This window comes from Enterobacter sp. PTB, from assembly GCF_051130085.1.
Taxonomy (GTDB): Bacteria; Pseudomonadota; Gammaproteobacteria; order Enterobacterales; family Enterobacteriaceae; genus Enterobacter; species Enterobacter ludwigii.
This window is the reverse complement of sequence record NZ_JBDKEE010000001.1, coordinates 310606-327258: the sequence shown is the minus strand read 5'-3', so window position 1 is coordinate 327258 and position 16653 is coordinate 310606. Positions and strand designations below refer to the sequence as shown.

At 54.7% G+C, this 16653-nt stretch carries 14 protein-coding genes and 3 tRNA genes; 9 read left to right on the top strand and 8 right to left on the bottom strand.

The window, feature by feature from the left end:
* Position 1: 1 nt before the first annotated feature.
* Positions 2–1438 (bottom strand): exodeoxyribonuclease I, encoded by a 1437-nt coding sequence (gene sbcB, locus AAIR21_RS01645; protein WP_371807588.1) that lies wholly within the window; start codon positions 1436–1438, stop codon positions 2–4.
* Positions 1439–1636: 198 nt separating this feature from the next.
* On the opposite strand from sbcB, the gene dacD reads away from it, so the two are divergent.
* From dacD to AAIR21_RS01625, 4 genes are all read left to right on the top strand, one after another.
* The gene (dacD, locus tag AAIR21_RS01640; protein WP_014170783.1) at positions 1637–2803 is read left to right on the top strand and encodes a serine-type D-Ala-D-Ala carboxypeptidase DacD; all 1167 of its coding nucleotides are present in this window, start codon (positions 1637–1639) and stop codon (positions 2801–2803) included.
* 131 nt (positions 2804–2934) lie between these two features.
* A complete protein-coding gene (gene sbmC, locus AAIR21_RS01635; protein ID WP_183516165.1) occupies positions 2935–3408 on the top strand; it encodes a DNA gyrase inhibitor SbmC in 474 nt (157 codons plus the stop codon).
* A gap of 92 nt (positions 3409–3500) precedes the next feature.
* On the top strand, positions 3501–4559 hold the full coding sequence (locus tag AAIR21_RS01630; RefSeq protein ID WP_020883296.1) for an FUSC family protein: 1059 nt from the start codon (positions 3501–3503) through the stop codon (positions 4557–4559).
* A gap of 168 nt (positions 4560–4727) precedes the next feature.
* Positions 4728–5063, top strand: coding sequence for a DUF496 family protein (locus AAIR21_RS01625; protein WP_008499467.1), 336 nt, complete (start codon positions 4728–4730; stop codon positions 5061–5063).
* Between the two features lie 49 nt (positions 5064–5112).
* Here the strand turns inward: AAIR21_RS01625 and AAIR21_RS01620 are convergent, their stop codons facing one another.
* Together AAIR21_RS01620 and AAIR21_RS01615 are read right to left on the bottom strand one after the other, a co-directional pair.
* The gene (locus AAIR21_RS01620) at positions 5113–5445 is read right to left on the bottom strand and encodes a gamma-glutamylcyclotransferase family protein (protein WP_183516166.1); all 333 of its coding nucleotides are present in this window, start codon (positions 5443–5445) and stop codon (positions 5113–5115) included.
* Positions 5446–5498: 53 nt separating this feature from the next.
* Positions 5499–5574, bottom strand: a tRNA-Asn gene (locus AAIR21_RS01615).
* A 190-nt stretch (positions 5575–5764) separates the two neighbouring features.
* Between AAIR21_RS01615 and emmdR the strand changes: the two genes are divergently transcribed.
* A complete protein-coding gene (gene emmdR, locus AAIR21_RS01610; protein ID WP_431835325.1) occupies positions 5765–7243 on the top strand; it encodes a multidrug efflux MATE transporter EmmdR in 1479 nt (492 codons plus the stop codon).
* Between the two features lie 80 nt (positions 7244–7323).
* A tRNA-Asn gene (locus tag AAIR21_RS01605) sits at positions 7324–7399 on the top strand.
* 119 nt (positions 7400–7518) lie between these two features.
* Here the strand turns inward: AAIR21_RS01605 and AAIR21_RS01600 are convergent.
* The 3 genes from AAIR21_RS01600 to shiA all read right to left on the bottom strand — a co-directional run bounded on the left by AAIR21_RS01600 (position 7519) and on the right by shiA (position 12154).
* A complete protein-coding gene (locus tag AAIR21_RS01600) occupies positions 7519–9291 on the bottom strand; it encodes an aminopeptidase P family protein (RefSeq protein ID WP_183516167.1) in 1773 nt (590 codons plus the stop codon).
* A gap of 18 nt (positions 9292–9309) precedes the next feature.
* Positions 9310–10764, bottom strand: a complete 1455-nt coding sequence (locus AAIR21_RS01595; protein WP_014170778.1) for an AMP nucleosidase — start codon at positions 10762–10764, stop codon at positions 9310–9312.
* Positions 10765–10837: 73 nt separating this feature from the next.
* Positions 10838–12154 (bottom strand): shikimate transporter, encoded by a 1317-nt coding sequence (shiA, locus tag AAIR21_RS01590; RefSeq protein ID WP_183516168.1) that lies wholly within the window; start codon positions 12152–12154, stop codon positions 10838–10840.
* Between the two features lie 191 nt (positions 12155–12345).
* On the opposite strand from shiA, the gene ldtA reads away from it, so the two are divergent.
* Entirely contained in the window at positions 12346–13245 is a 900-nt protein-coding gene (gene ldtA / locus AAIR21_RS01585; RefSeq protein WP_063858302.1) for a L,D-transpeptidase, read from the top strand.
* Between the two features lie 61 nt (positions 13246–13306).
* Here ldtA and AAIR21_RS01580 read toward each other — a convergent pair.
* A tRNA-Asn gene (locus AAIR21_RS01580) sits at positions 13307–13382 on the bottom strand.
* A gap of 320 nt (positions 13383–13702) precedes the next feature.
* Here AAIR21_RS01580 and nac point away from each other — a divergent pair.
* Together nac and cbl are read left to right on the top strand one after the other, a co-directional pair.
* The gene (nac, locus tag AAIR21_RS01575) at positions 13703–14620 is read left to right on the top strand and encodes a nitrogen assimilation transcriptional regulator NAC (RefSeq protein WP_014170773.1); all 918 of its coding nucleotides are present in this window, start codon (positions 13703–13705) and stop codon (positions 14618–14620) included.
* 96 nt (positions 14621–14716) lie between these two features.
* Entirely contained in the window at positions 14717–15667 is a 951-nt protein-coding gene (gene cbl, locus AAIR21_RS01570) for an HTH-type transcriptional regulator Cbl (RefSeq protein ID WP_138614287.1), read from the top strand.
* 279 nt (positions 15668–15946) lie between these two features.
* Here cbl and AAIR21_RS01565 read toward each other — a convergent pair whose 3' ends face one another.
* On the bottom strand, positions 15947–16555 hold the full coding sequence (locus AAIR21_RS01565) for a glutathione S-transferase family protein (RefSeq protein WP_138614285.1): 609 nt from the start codon (positions 16553–16555) through the stop codon (positions 15947–15949).
* Positions 16556–16653: the final 98 nt, after the last annotated feature.

The following is a 16653-nucleotide window of genomic DNA, read 5'->3' as shown; positions in this document are numbered from 1 at the left end:
GTCAGACGATTTCCTGCGCATACTGATACAGCGCTTTTAACAGCGCCTGCTTTTCAGCATTTCCTTCATACTGGCTATACAGCATCTCCAGCTCCTGCGCGTAGCTCTGCAGAAACTCCGGTGTAAACACATTACGACGATGCTGAAGCCAGCGCGCCTGTTCGGTTTCATCCAGCGTGCCAGGATAGTTGCGCGCGCGGTAATTAAACATCAGTTTTTCGATACGTGCGTCCGCGAAGGTAATATCCAGCGCGGGTAAGTTACGCGGTTCGGTTTGCAGAACAATATTCATTGCCGCACGGTCTGCGTCGCTGAAAAAGCCGTTGTACAATTGTGCATCGACGTTGTCTGACGGAATAAAGGGTTCGGCTTCGGCAAAGATCGCCACCGCTTTCTCACGTACCTGCGGGTTTTCACGCAGCACCTTGAGGTTATCCAGGCAACGCTGACGGTTAATCCCCAGCCTGTCGGCATCCTCTGCGCGCAGAGTATTGGCCTGGGCCAGGACCGGACATTTATTGATATGGACCAGTTTGACCGGCACCGCGGGCAGATCGCCAAGTTCATCTTTTGGGGTATAGAGCCGTTCGCGCAGCGTATCGCTGTCGAGATCGAGCAGCGGTGTAATATCACCGGCTAAATCCACCATAATCACGGCATTACGGTTATCCGGATGCCAGGCCAGCGGAGCGACCCAACTGGTATTGCCGCGCCAGGCGCCAAACATACCGGAGATATGTACCAGCGGTTTCATCTGCGGCACATCAATCAGCGTGGTGAGTTTCTGCTTGCTGCGGTGGCTCAGCAGATAGTCAAACAGCCGTGGCTGAGCGGTTTTCACCAGCTTTGCCATAGCAATGGTGGCGTAGACATCGGCCATCGCATCGTGGGCATTGCTGTGCTCAATACCGTTCGCGCGCGTCAGGTGTTCCAGTCTGAAGCTCGGCAGCCCTTCATCATTCTCAGGCCAGTTGATGCCTTCCGGGCGCAGCGCATAGCAGGCACGCATAATGTCGAGCAAATCCCAGCGCGAGTTGCGGTTCTGCCAGCTCCAGGCATAAGGATCGTAGAAGTTGCGGTAGAAGATATTGCGCGTCACTTCGTCATCGAAACGGATGTTGTTGTAACCGACCACGCAGGTATTCGGGACGGTGAAGAGGTCGTGAATGCGCCGGGCGAATGCGGCCTCGTTCACGCCTTTGTCCCGGGCTTCCTGTGGGGTGATCCCGGTGACCATTACCGCGCCGGGCTGGGGCAGGTAGTCATCGGCCGGCTTACAGTAAAAGACCTCAGGCTCGCCAATGATGTTGAATTCGTCGTCGGTACGGATGGCCGCAAACTGTGCCGGTCTATCCAGCGCCGGGTGGGTGCCAAAGGTTTCGTAGTCGTGGAACAAAAATGTAGGGCGCGCGGCTGAATCAGACACCAGTAATACCATCCTGTTAAAAAATGACGTCTCTATGGTAAACGATCGTGCAGGTCAGTCCGAATAAAAAGCGCCATCACCGTGCAAATTTGCGAGGGCGCTTCAGCGTAAAATCTGCTTTCTGTCACATTTTTTTGCAATTAAGCCAGGTAACGACAACAGAACTCCCGTAAAAAGGTCATCGATTTTTAATGACCTGAGGATATACCGTTGAAACGCCGTCTGTTTATTGCTGTTTCTTTACTCGCTTCGAGTGTCTCTTCTGCCTTCGCGGCCGATCCGCTGGATTTTTCGCCGCAGCCTCCGGCCATTCAGGCGGGCTCCTGGGTGCTAATGGATTACACGACTGGTCAGATCTTAACGGCGGGCAACGAACATCAACAACGTAATCCGGCGAGCCTGACCAAGCTGATGACGGGCTACGTTGTCGATCGGGCCATCGACAGCCACCGCATTACCCCGGATGACATCGTTACTGTTGGCCGCGACGCGTGGGCAAAAGGGAACCCGGTGTTTGAAGGATCGTCGCTGATGTTCCTGAAAGAGGGCGATCGCGTCTCGGTGCGCGACCTGAGCCGTGGTCTGATTGTGGATTCCGGTAACGACGCCTGCGTGGCGCTGGCGGATCACGTAGCGGGTGGTCAGCCGCAGTTTGTGAAGATGATGAACGACTATGTACAAAAGCTGAACCTGCGCGATACCCACTTTGAAACCGTCCACGGTCTGGACGCGCCGGGCCAGCACAGCTCTGCCTATGACCTGGCCGTGCTCTCCCGGGCTATCATTCACGGCGAGCCAGAGTTCTACCACATGTACAGCGAAAAGAGCCTTACCTGGAACGGGATCACCCAACAAAACCGTAACGGCCTGCTGTGGGATAAAACCATGAACGTTGATGGTCTGAAAACGGGGCACACGTCGGGAGCGGGCTTTAACCTGATTGCGTCAGCGGTTGACGGTCAGCGTCGTTTAATCGCGGTGGTGATGGGCGCTGACAGCCCGAAAGGGCGTGAGGAACAGGCCCGGAAGCTGCTGCACTGGGGGCAGCAGAACTTTGATACGGTGCAGATCCTGCATAACGGCAAAAAAGTGGGAACAGAGCGTATCTGGTACGGCGATAAAGAGCAGGTGGAACTGGGCACCGACCAGGATTTCTGGCTGGCCTTGCCTAAAACAGAAGTTCCTAACATCAAAGCCAAGTACGTGCTGGATAAAAAAGAGCTGGAAGCGCCGATTGCGGCTCATCAGCGGGTAGGGGAAATCCAGCTTTACGATCGTGACAAAGTCGTGGCGCACTGGCCGCTGGTGACGCTCGAAGCGGTGAATAAAGGCGGCCTCTTCTCCCGTCTGAGCGATTATCTGCATCACACGCTGTAACGGCCTGCGTTAAAGCTCATGAGCAGACTGGCGCGGTTGCGAGTCTGCTCACATAATAAACACTCCTCGTTTGCTGAACAGTTAAAACCTGCTTTAAAGTGTATAAATATACAGTAATAAAAGGAGGCAGCATGGACTACAGCATCAAGCAGCAACAGAAACGTAAAATCGCCGGCTTTCATCTGGTCGGGCCGTGGGACAAAACGGTAAAAAAGGGCTTCGAACAGTTAGTCATGTGGGTGGATGGACGTCACATTCAGCCGCTGGAGTGGGTTGCGGTTTACTACGATAATCCGGACGAGGTCCCGGCAGAAAAATTGCGCTGTGACACGGCCGTAACGGTACCGGACGATTTTGTCATTCCTGAAAACAGCGAAGGCGTCATGATGACGGAAATCGCCGCTGGAGAGTATGCGGTGGCGACGGCGCGCGTTGAAAACCATGACTTCGCGACCCCATGGAACCAGTTCTTTAATTCCCTCTTGCAGGACAACAGCTACCAGATGGCCCCTAAACCCTGCTTTGAGCGCTACCTTAATGATGGTAACGCGGACGGTTACTGGGACATCGAAATGTATATTGGTGTAGAGCACAAAGTCGGTTAAGCCTGGTTATTACAGGGTTTTTCAGCCGGGTGTGATCCGCCCGGCTGAAAACACAGTACAATTGTGATTTGCCGTGTAGCTGGAGAGCGGGTGTGCGTCCCGACAAATCATTAACTCCTTTTGAAATTCGTCTGTACAAACACTACCGCGTGGTACATGGGTGCCGTATCGCGCTGGCCTTTGTGTTGACGTTTGTGCTGGTTCGTTTGCTGGATGTTCCTGAGGGAACATGGCCGCTTATCACGCTGGTGGTCGTGATGGGGCCTATTTCGTTCTGGGGGAACGTTGTTCCACGTGCCTTCGAGCGCATTGGCGGTACCGTTTTAGGCTCTGCCCTGGGGCTTATCGCGCTGAAGCTTGAGCTTATCTCGTTTCCGGTTATGTTGATCTGGTGCGGTGCCGCGATGTTCCTTTGCGGCTGGCTGGCTTTAGGCAAAAGGCCCTATCAGGCGCTGCTGATTGGTATCACGCTGTCGGTGGTGGTCGGTGCACCGGCGGGGGATATGACGACTGCCCTGTGGCGAAGCGGGGACGTTATCCTCGGCTCACTGCTGGCTATGCTCTTTACCGGCATCTGGCCACAGCGTGCTTTTCTGCACTGGCGTATTCAGATGGCTAACTATGTCACCGCGTTCAACCGCGTCTATCAGGCCGGATTTTCCCCTAACCTGGTTGAGCGCCCCCGGCTGGAAAAACACCTGCAAACGATCCTCAACGATGTGGTCAGGATGCGCGGGCTGATTACCCCGGCCAGCAAAGAAACCCATATCCAGAAATCCATTTTCGAAGCCATTCAGACGGTAAGCCGCAATCTGGTATGCATGCTTGAGCTGCAAATCAACGCGCACTGGGCTTCTCGTCCCAGCCACCTTTTAATGCTCAACGCCCATACCTTAAAAGAGACGCAGCAGATGACGCAGCAAACGCTGCTCACCATCGCCCACGCGCTTTATGAAGGTAACCCGCAGCCCATCCTGGCGAACAGTGAACGTCTGAATGAGATCGTTGCTGAGCTGAAGCAGTTAATGAATGAGCGTCAGAGCGATAACGTTGCGGAAACGCCTATTCATGGTTATGTCTGGCTGAGCATGGAGCTGGCGCGGCAGCTGGAGCTACTGTCGCATCTCATTTGCCGGGCGCTGCGCAAATAAAGAGCAGCTATCTCCATATGTGACGCCTGCTGCTTCGATTCAGCATCAATTGGGGTTATGATAGCTTTAAACGATATACTCATTGTCATTCGCAGCCGCTGTCAGTAAGGTTATTGTTACAACGGTTGCTTTAACGAATCCGAATCTCACATTATCAGGGGTGTAAAAATGGAAACTACCAAGCCTTCGTTCCAGGATGTTCTGGAATTCGTCCGCCTGTTCCGCCGCAAAAACAAACTGCAGCGTGAAATCCAGGACGTTGAGAAGAAGATCCGTGACAACCAGAAACGTGTCCTGCTGCTCGATAACCTGAGCGACTACATCAAGCCAGGCATGAGCGTTGAGGCTATTCAGGGCATCATCGCCAGCATGAAGAGCGACTACGAAGACCGCGTTGATGACTACATCATCAAAAACGCTGAGCTGTCTAAAGAACGCCGTGATATCTCCAAGAAACTGAAAGTAATGGGCGAAATCAAAAACGGTGAAGCCAAAAGCGAGTAATCGCCGATGAATACAAAAAAGGCTCTCTGGTGACAGAGAGCCTTTTTTATTACGCAGTACGCGGCTGTAGCTGATAAATCCAGGCGTTGACCTGTGTTCCATCCGGCGTGGTCACATTGACCTCAACCCGATCGTAGCCGTCTTCAAATTCGTCCAGCATTGGCCAGTGTGCACTCAGGCTATCAGAGATAAACAGAAAGCCCTCCACGCGTGGGCCGTCCGGGTGCAGCACTATCCCCGGAAAATCTGCCGCCGCCCCCCAGCCACGTTCGTAAAACGTCCCGGTGACAAAACCGGCCTGCCATTCGCCACCGATGTTTTCAAGAATATGTGCATTCGCGTGACCCGGGCGTAGCGTGCCGTAGACAAACAGAGCGTTCATTTTCCCTCACCAGCAAAGCAAAAAGCCTGCTATAAAAGCAGGCTTTTTAAATTTGGCTCCTCTGACTGGACTCGAACCAGTGACATACGGATTAACAGTCCGCCGTTCTACCGACTGAACTACAGAGGAATCGTTGTGGAGGCTTATCTTAGCGGCGAAAAAAGTTTTGTCAAACCTGATCTTAGCGATTAGCGATCGATTGATGATTCTGTCGACAGTTTGTTGTAAATCCACACATCTTTTTATGGAAAATACTTTGCAGGTTTAGCATTTCTCCCCCATCATTTGAAATGGAGTTTCAACTTTCTCGTTAAGGTCCATTTTGAACGTCACTGCCCCCCTACGCCAGGCGATTATGCGCACGCCATGGTATGCAAAGCGTAAAAGCTATCGTGTTCTTTTCTGGCGTGAAATCACCCCCCTTGCCGTGCCTATTTTCCTGGAAAACACCTGCGTTCTGTTGATGGGGGTGCTGAGTACCTTCCTGGTCAGCTGGCTGGGTAAAGAGGCGATGGCCGGTGTCGGGCTGGCGGACAGCTTTAACATGGTGGTTATTTCTTTTTTTGCCGCCATTGACCTCGGGACGACAGTTGTCGTCGCCTTTAGCCTCGGCAAGCTCGATCCTAAACGTGCGCGCGAGGCTGCCCGACAGTCGCTGATGATCATGACCATTTTCTCGATCGTGCTGGCGGCGGTGATCCACTATTTTGGCAGGGAAATTATCGATTTTGTCGCCGGTGAGGCCACAAATGAAGTTAAAGACCTGGCGCTGACCTACCTGGAAATGACGGTCCTGAGTTATCCGGCTGCAGCCATCGCGCTGATTGGCAGCGGCGCGCTGCGCGGCGCGGGCAACACCAAAATTCCGTTGCTGATAAACGGCGGGATGAACATCCTGAATATTATGATCAGCAGCGTGCTGATCTACGGCGTCTTCTCCTGGGACGGGCTCGGGTTCGTGGGTGCCGGGCTGGGGTTAACGATTTCACGTTATATCGGTGCGGCCGCCATTCTCGGGGTGCTGATGGCGGGGATCACGCCGTCACTGCGCCTTACGCTGAAGAGCTATTTCCGCCCCTTTAACTTCGCCATTATCTGGGAAGTGATGGGAATTGGTATTCCCGCCAGTATTGAATCCGTGTTGTTTAACGGGGGCAAGCTGCTGACGCAAATGTTTGTCGCCGGGATGGGGACTGACGTTATCGCCGGTAACTTTATTGCCTTCTCCATCGCCTCCCTGATAAACCTGCCGGGCAATGCCCTCGGTTCGGCGTCGACCATCATCACCGGTAAACGGCTGGGGAAAGGGCAGATAGGGCAGGCGGAACGGCAGTTGCGGCACGTCTTCTGGCTGTCAACCATTGGCCTGACGCTGATCGCCTGGGGAAGCGCCCCCTTTGCCGGGCTTATGGCCTCTTTTTATACCCACGAAGATGATGTCAAAGAGGTCGTTAAGATCCTGATCTGGCTGAACGCGGCCTTTATGCCCATCTGGGCGGCTTCATGGGTTCTGCCTGCCGGGCTGAAAGGGGCACGCGATGCACGCTTCGCGATGTGGGTGTCGATGCTCGGCATGTGGGGTTGCCGCGTGGTGGTGGGTTACACGCTCGGGGTCATGCTTGGCATGGGGGTAGTCGGCGTCTGGCTGGGGATGTTCCTTGACTGGGCGGTGCGTGGGGCGTTGTTCTACTGGCGTATGGTCAGTGGGCGCTGGCTCTGGAAATACCCGCGAATAAAACAGGAACCAACGACCACAGAATCAACAGAATGCCTGACAAATGCGCGAAGTGGAGAATAATTCGGCAAACAGTCAGAAATATGCATTCTGCCTTTGACATCATCGGGGAGCATCGATAATATGCGCCCCGTTCACACGATTCCTCTGTAGTTCAGTCGGTAGAACGGCGGACTGTTAATCCGTATGTCACTGGTTCGAGTCCAGTCAGAGGAGCCAAATTTAAAAAGCCTGCTTTTATAGCAGGCTTTTTGCTTTTCTACGTCCTGAAAAGGTCCGATGCGACGGGCTTACCGCCGGGTCAGGCGAAACCGCCGCCCGGCATCCACCTGATAGTTCTAGTGGTTAACCCCAACCGGCATCGTCGCCTCAAGCAACCATTGCCGCGCGTCACTGTCGACCAACGGTAACAGGGCCTCACGCACCTGCTGATGATACTCATCCAGCCACTGTTTTTCCTGTTCGTTCAACAGCTGTAACTCGACCTGGCTCAGGTCGATCGGGATCAGCGTCAGTGAGGAAAACGTGCAGAATCCCGGACGGCTTTCGACAATCTCCACCTGGTTTTCAATGCGGATCCCATGGCTGTCCGCCAGATAATATCCAGGCTCGATAGTCATGATGGTGCCGGCCACCAGGGGCCACGGGTTAACCTTTTTGGCGAGACGATGCGGGTTCTCATGGATAAGCAACTGATGTCCTACCCCATGCCCTGTCCCGTGATCGTAATCCAGCCCCATTTCCCACAGCGGGCGACGCGCGAAGGCATCAAGCTGATGGCCCTGGCTGCCGGAGGGGAACGGTAAGGTTATCAACGACAGGAACCCTCTCAGTACGGCGGTATAGTGCAACTTCTGCTGTGGCGGCACGCTACCCCATGCCAGCGTACGCGTGGCGTCAGTGGTGCCGTTATGGTACTGACCGCCGGAATCATTAAGGTAAAAATGATGATGACCGATGGGCTTATTGCTGGCTTCGCTTGAGTGATAGTGGCACATCGCCGCATTACTGGAGGAGGCGGAGATGGTGGCAAAACTTTGCTCAATAAATCCAGGCTGCTGTTTACGGAACGCAAGCTGCTGCGCCTGCGCTTCCAGCTCCGTCAGCGGTTTTCCCGCCGCCTCACGCAGGGGGACTTCACGGCTTAGCCAGGCCAGGAAATTCACCCAGGCAGCACCGTCCTGGTGATGACACTCGCGGTACCCGGCAAGTTCGACCGGGTTTTTAGTGGCTTTCATCAGAGTGATGGGATCGGTTCGCCAGACTATTTCGCCCTCTGGCTCAATGGCAAAGCGCAGGGCGACCGGTGCGGAATCGGCATCAACCATCACCCGCTTACCTTGTGACAGGCGCTGGCAGCGTTCGATAAAGGCATCCTGCGGCGCAATCCTGAATGCGCTTCTCACGCTCTCGGGTAGCTCGCTGAGCTTATTGTCGTTAACAAACCACTCCACGCTACCGTCACGGTCAAGAAGGGCAAAGGAGAGGGGAACAGGACTGGATGGAATGTCGGCGCCACGCACGTTCAACAGCCAGGCGATGTTATCCGGCAGAGTCACGGCCAGATAATCGGCATCGTGTGCGGCCAGCACGGCGGCAACGCGCTGACGTTTGGCGAGGCTGCTTTCGCCACTGACCTCCACCGGCATTTCTCGAATACGTCCCGCCGGCGCGGCAGGGCGATCGTGCCATAAGGTATCAAACGGCGACTGACTGAGCGGAACCAGTTCACAGGGTGTTGCAGACAGTTGCCCGAACTCCGTATTGGTCATCAGCAGTGCTTCAAATCCAATACGCATGCCAGACCCGACGTTGGCTGTGAGCCATTCGGCCAGCGGTTCATTGTGCAAATGGTGGATTTCAATTTCATCCATATTGACCTGAAGGCGAGCCTGAACCTGATAGCGGCCATCGACAAACAGCAACGCTGTGTTTTTCAGTATCAGCGCCAGACCTGCGGAGCCATCAAAGCCCGTCAGCCAGGCCAGCTTTTCATCGTACGGCGCGCAATACTCACTCTGCCAGGCATCCGCGCGCGGCACGATCATGCCATCAAGATTGTTTTCCTGTAGCCATCGGCGCAGGGCCGATAAGCGTGATGGGGTGTGCATGGTGATTCCTTGTTCTGGTTAGCGGAATGGCGGCTCGTTGAAGGTACGTAATTTACGGGAATGCAGCCTGTCACCTTCCGCACGCAGCAAATCAATGGCGCGAATGCCGATTTGCAGATGTTCGGAGATTGCCCCTTCATAGAAACGGTTGGCCTGACCCGGAAGCTTAATTTCGCCGTGCAGCGGTTTGTCGGAAACGCACAGCAGCGTGCCGTAAGGGACGCGGAAGCGATATCCCTGTGCGGCGATGGTGGCGCTTTCCATATCAATCGCGACGGCACGGCTGAGGTTGAAACGCAGCGCGGAGGCGGAGTAACGCAGCTCCCAGTTGCGGTCATCCGTCGTCACTACCGTACCGGTACGCAGACGCTGTTTAACCTCTTCACCCGGCATACCGCTCACCTCTTTGGTGGCGTCATACAGCGCACGCTGCACTTCGGCGATGCTCGGGATAGGAATATCCGGTGGAAGCACAGCGTCAAGCACATGGTCATCACGCAGATAGGCGTGGGCCAGCACGTAGTCGCCAATCAGCTGGCTTTCACGCAGGCCGCCGCAGTGTCCAATCATCAGCCACACGTCCGGGCGCAATACCGCCAGATGGTCGCAGATGGTTTTGGCATTTGACGGACCAACCCCGATGTTAATTAAGGTGATCCCCTGGCCGTCAGCGGTGATCAGGTGCCAGGCAGGCATCTGGTGTTTTTTCCACGCGAGGTCGGAGATGGCCTGCTCGGGTGCCTCGGTTTCCGCGGTGATCCAGATCCCGCCGGCGCAGGACAGCGCGATGTAAGGGCTATCCGGGTCGAGGATCTGGCTACAGCCCCAACGGACAAACTCGTCGACATAGCGGGTGTAGTTGGTAAACAGTACAAAGGGCTGGAAATGGTCGACGGGCGTCCCGGTGTAGTGACGCAGGCGCGCCAGAGAGAAATCCACGCGGCGGGCATCAAAGTGCGACAGCGGTGAAAATTCTGCCGGATGGTAGATACCATCCGCCGTCTCATCGCCAATCTGCGACAGCTCGGTGGTCGGGAAATGGCGCGTCAGCCCCGCGCTCATGGAGCGGTCAAGGGTTAATGCCGAACCGTCAATCACATACGGATACGGGATCTCATGCTGTGAGGGTTCAACGGCAATGTGCGCGCCGTAATCCTGATACAACAGCGTGAGTTGCTCTTCAAGATAAGGGCGGAACAGTGCAGGGCGGGTGACGGTGGTGCTGTAGCAGCCGGAGTGGGTAAAGCGTGCGTAGGCGCGCGTTTTCGGCGTGTTAGTCGCGCTGCCGTCCCAGGTGACGGAAAGCGATGGATAAACAAAAAGGCCCTTACTTCTGGCCTTTTCGTCGGGGAGTTTCCCTGTTTCGATATACTCACTGATGGCGCTGCGCAGCGCGTTGACGGACTGTTCATACAGTGCATCGAGTTTTTCCAGTGCCTGAGCCGGGGTCAGGCTGGAGCCCTTATTATTCATCTCTGTCTCCTTGTTCCACAGGTGTGCGACTCTACCCGATAGTATGTCACACGCCTGTGAAACAAAAGTGAGATCAGGTGTGGCTCGTCTCTTTCATCAATAGCGCCGTCGCTGCTGACAGCAGGCAACCGGCCAGCAGATAAAGTGCCACACTATGCCAGTTGCCGCCGGAGAAGGTCACCAGCGCGGCGGCAATAAATGGCGTAAACCCGCCGCCGACCACACTTGCCACCTGATAGCCTACACCCGCGCCGCTGTAGCGATAGCTCGCCCCGAACAGTTCGGTAAACATGGGCTGCTGCACGCAGACCACCATATCGTGGGCGATGTTAGCGAGCATGATGGCAAAGAAGACAATCCAGAAGATCGACTGTGTCTCCAGTGCCATGAAGAACGGCCAGGCGCTGAGGGTGCCAATCAGCGCCCCGGTGATATAGACGCGACGGCGACCAAACCTGTCCGCCAGCCAGGCGAAGCAGGGGATAGTCAGGCAGCTGATCCCGCCGACCAGCAGGCCAATGTTCAGGAACAGCTCGCGGGGCAGACCGAGATTTTGCGTTGAATAATTGAGGGCAAACGCGGTCACGATATACATCGTCAGCAGTTCGCACAGGCGCAGGGCAATAATTTTCAGAAAAGCGCCAGGATGTCGGACAAGCGCTTCCATCACCGGCAGTCGTTTTCTGGCAACGGGCGGTTCTTGCCGCTGTTGTTCGAACTCAGCAGATTCCTCCATGCCGTTGCGGATCCACAGGGCAGCGACAACCAGCACGATGCTGAAGATAAACGGAATGCGCCAGCCCCAGCTCAGGAATTGTTCATCGGTGGTGAAATGGCTCATCAGCGACACCAGCCCGGTGGAGAGCAGCAGACCTACGCCATAGCCCACCTGCACGCCGCTGCTGTAAAACGCTTTCTTGTTCTTCGGGGCACTCTCAACGGATAACAGCGCCGCGCCACCCCATTCGCCGCCTACCGCGAAGCCCTGAATGGCGCGCAGCGTAACCAGCAGCACCGGCGCCCACCAGCCAATGGCGGAAAATGAAGGGAGAACGCCAATCAGCGCGGTGGCGATGCCCATCATCCAGACGGTGAGCATCAGCATGCGTTTGCGACCGAGACGGTCACCGAAGTGGCCGAAGATCACCCCGCCCAGTGGACGAAACAAGAAGCCGACGCCAAAGGTAGCAAACGCGGCGAGCGTACCCATTGCCGGGCTAATCTGGGGGAAGAATTCGCGGTTAAACACCAGCGCGGCAGTAATGCCGTAAAGCAGAAAATCATACCAGTCGACGACGGCACCCGCGAAGCTGCCGAGGGCTGCGCGGCGGGCACGATTGAGGGAAGGTGTCTCCTCGTTGGGATGTGTGGAGGTGAGAGTGGAGTCCATAGTTGTCCTGTCTGCACGTATTTCTAATTATTGGTATAAGAAAAGGTCACTCACATAGCCACCGTCATATAAACGGAACGTATGAGACTACCGCGCCAGGGCGCGTGTGCAAACTGATTTTATTTCCTGATGGGTAATGCAAAGCGGCTACGCTATGCTTAGCAAATCGAGGTGCGACTGAGGAAGGGAATATGTGTCGTATAAATGTGTTGAGTTGTCTTGCTGCATTACTTATCAGCCAGAGCGTTCAGGCGGTAAGTTATCCTTTACCGCCGACAGGCAGTCGGCTGGTGGGCACTTCGCAAACCATTACCGTGCCGGATCACAATACGCTACCGCTCGAAGCGTTTGCCGCGCAATACGGGCAGGGTCTGAGCAATATGCTGGAAGCGAACCCGGGCGTGGATCCTTTTTTGCCTAAATCCGGTACGCGACTGGTGATACCCCAGCAGCTGATTTTGCCTGACACCGTCCGCGAGGGAATTATCGTTAATGCGGCAGAAATGCGCCTCTACTATTACCCACCGGGAAGTAACACTGTTGAAGTGTTACCCATCGGCATTGGTCAGGCCGGGCGCGAAACCCCGCGAAACTGGGTCACAGCGGTAGAACGTAAGCAGGAAGGCCCCACCTGGTCTCCTACGCCGAATACGCGACGCGCCTATGCGGCAGAGGGGAAAACGCTGCCTGCATTCGTGCCCGCCGGGCCCGATAACCCAATGGGACTGTATGCGATTTATATTGGCAGGCTGTATGCCATTCACGGGACAAACTCCAATTTTGGCATCGGACTGCGGGTGAGCCAGGGTTGTATTCGTCTGCGCAATAACGACATTAAATATCTTTTCGATAACGTCCCGGTAGGCACCCGTGTACAGCTTATCGATCAGCCCGTTAAAGTGACGACAGAGCCGGACGGCAGCCGCTGGGTTGAGGTGCATGAACCGCTATCACGGAACCGGGCGGAATTTGAATCGACCCGGAAAGTGCCTTTGCCGATATCTGCCTCGCTGCGAACCGAGCTTGTCAACGAGGGGGCGGGCGCGGAACTGGAACGTCGGTCAGGGATGCCGGTTAAGCTCGGCAACTGAGGGCAATTTTACCTGCCCCAGAAAAGCAAAAAGCCTGCTATAAAAGCAGGCTTTTCAAATTTGGCTCCTCTGACTGGACTCGAACCAGTGACATACGGATTAACAGTCCGCCGTTCTACCGACTGAACTACAGAGGAATCGTGTGAACGGGGCGCATATTATCGACGTCAGCCGGCCTTGTCAAAGGGTGGATCAACGCCTTTTGATCGTTTGCTGACAAAATCAGCAAAATGGCGTTTTTGACGCCGGAATGCACCGTAATGGTGCGCACATACCCCTAATGGGGCAGATCATAAACTGCTGTTTCAGTAATAAAACCGCTGCTTATGATTAGCTTTCCTTATTTTCAGCCGCTTAGCGACAAATCAGACCTCTTCGTAAAACTGGCATTCATATTGCAAAACCCTATCAACAATGAAAAGCCAGTACCGGCACAGCATTTCGAACAGGGGGCAAAATGAACTTAAGACGACTGAAATACTTCGTAAAAATCGTCGATATCGGCAGCCTGACTCAAGCGGCGGAAGTGCTGCATATCGCGCAGCCTGCGCTGAGCCAGCAGGTGGCTACTCTGGAAGGCGAGATGGATCAGCAGCTGTTGATCCGCACCAAACGTGGCGTGACGCCAACGGAAGCAGGCAAAATCCTGTATACCCATGCGCGCACCATCCTTCGCCAGTGCGAACAGGCGCAGCTGGCGGTGAATAACGTGGGCCAGACGCTGAGCGGCCACGTATCCATTGGGCTGGCTCCGGGAACGGCCGCGTCCTCTATTACCATGCCGCTGCTGCAGGCCGTCCGCGCAGAGCTGCCAGAAGTACTGGTTTACCTGCATGAGAACAGCGGTTCTGTGCTAAATGACAAACTTCTTAGCGGCCAGCTGGATATGGCGGTGCTGTACGACCGCTCACCGGTGGCCGGGATCACCAGCCAGCCGCTGCTGAAAGAAGATCTCTACCTTGTGGGCACCCGCGACTGTCCGGGGCAGAGCGTCGATCTGACGGCCGTTGCAGAAATGAATCTTTTCCTGCCGCGTGACTACAGCGCGGTGCGCGTGCGTGTGGATGAAGCGTTCTCCCTGCGCCGCCTGACGGCAAAAATTATCGGTGAAATTGATTCCATCTCCACGCTAACCGCCGCTATAGCCAGCGGTATGGGTGTGACCGTCCTGCCTGAATCCGCAGCACGTTCGCTGTGCAGCGCGGCAAACGGCTGGATGGCGCGCATCACCACGCCTTCGATGAGCTTACCGCTGTCGCTGAATATGTCCGCGCGCGGATCGCTGTCACCTCAGGCGCAGGCGGTAAAAGAGATTCTGATGTCGCTGGTCAGCAAACCGTCTCTGGAGAACCGTGAGCTGCAGCTGGTGAGTTGATATTCCATAAAAGCATAAGATGCTGGTTTTTATTATTTGTTCTGCAGGTCGGCTGACTCTAACAATAGCGTTATGTCAGATGCGCCGGAGTGAATCGTGAATTTCCAGCAACTTAAAATTATCCGTGAGGCGGCCAGGCGGGACTACAACCTGACCGAGGTCGCCAATATGCTTTATACCTCTCAGTCCGGCGTCAGTCGCCATATCCGCGAGCTGGAAGAAGAACTGGGGATAGAGATTTTTATCCGTCGCGGCAAGCGTCTGCTTGGCATGACGGAGCCGGGAAAAGCCTTGCTGACCATCGCTGAGCGGATCCTCAACGAGGCCAGTAATGTTCGTCGCCTGGCGGATCTCTTTACCAATGACGCCTCGGGCGTCCTCACTATCGCCACCACCCACACCCAGGCGCGTTACAGCCTGCCGCCGGTGATTAAAGCCTTCCGTGAACTTTTCCCTGACGTCCGTCTGGAGCTTATCCAGGGCACACCGCAGGAAATTGACGTGCTGTTGCAAAACGGTGGGGCAGATATCGGCATTGCCAGTGAACGCCTGAGCAACGATCCGCTGCTGGTGGCTTTCCCGTGGTTTCGCTGGTACCACAGTCTGTTACTTCCCGTCGACCATCCGCTGAATCAGGTTACGCCCCTGACGCTGGAAGATATCGCGAAATGGCCACTGATTACCTACCGGCAGGGTATTACCGGACGCTCGCGCATTGATGAAGCCTTTAACCGCAAAGGCTTAACACCGGATGTGGTGCTGAGTGCACAGGACTCTGATGTAATCAAAACCTACGTCGAGCTGGGGCTGGGCATTGGTCTGGTGGCGGAACAGTCCGGTGGTGAACGCGAGACGGAGAACCTGGTACGACTGGATACGCGTCATCTCTTTGATGCCAATACCGTATGGCTAGGCCTGAAGCGTGGACAACTGCAGCGCAACTATGTGTGGCGCTTTATCGAACTCTGCAACGCCGGGCTGTCCGTGGAGGAGATTAAACGTCAGGTGATGGAGCCAGAAGAAGTGGCGATTGATTATCAGATTTAAGCCCCTTATAGCACCTGTCGCCGTCGACAAGAAGCGCAAGCCTGCAATTAAAGCAGGCTTTTTTATTGAAACCGTTTAATTTCCTGACCGCTTGTTCTCAATAATACCCTGATGAATAACGATACCTTGTGACGTCATAATATTGCTTTATATTGAAATGTTTCTCATATTTTCCATTGGGTTACATATAAGAATAAAGAAATATGAATCTTTTAGATGAGGATAATATCCCGTGCGGCAAAAAAGGGCTGAAAAGCCCATAACACGCCGAGCGAAGCGTTAGCTAAAAGGGTATTTTTTAAATGCCGCCTGGTTTTCGAAAACGTCGGCTACCGCCTGAATTCTTTTAAAATCCCCGGCGTTAACGACGTGAGGGATCATTGACTGAATAAATGTCCAGATAACCGTATTGGTGACAGCAACCTGATCGGCCACCGCGTTTTCCGGGCGTGCTTCCAGCAGCGCGTTCCATTCCCGACAGGCAGCCAGCAGCTGGACGGTAATACGTTCTATCCACGGATTATGTTGTTTCTCCGCCGGGCGCAGATTGTGTTCGTACACATTTTGCACAGCTTTCTCCGCGGCGGTGAGGATAAAGCCCAGCGTCTGGAGATCGTTCGCCAGTGCATCCTGCGTCACGGGCAGGAGTCTCCGTTCAGGCACGGCCTGAGCCTCAAAATAATTCAGTATAAGAGACGAGTCCATCAGACGTGTTCCATTCTCCAGAACCAGCGTTGGCGCTTTTACCGCAGGGTTAATCCGGGAAAATTCCTCAAATGAGCTGAATACGGACAACGGCTGGCTTTCAAACGCAACGCCATAAAGTTCCAGGGAGACCGCCACGCGGCGTACATAAGGAGAATCCATCATGCCAATCAGCTTTATCATGATTCCAGTTTTCCTGTCTGTGTGAAAAAACGCTTCATTGAAGATGATAAACAGACATTACAATAAATTCGTTATTGCAAATATCATCAGTATCTTAC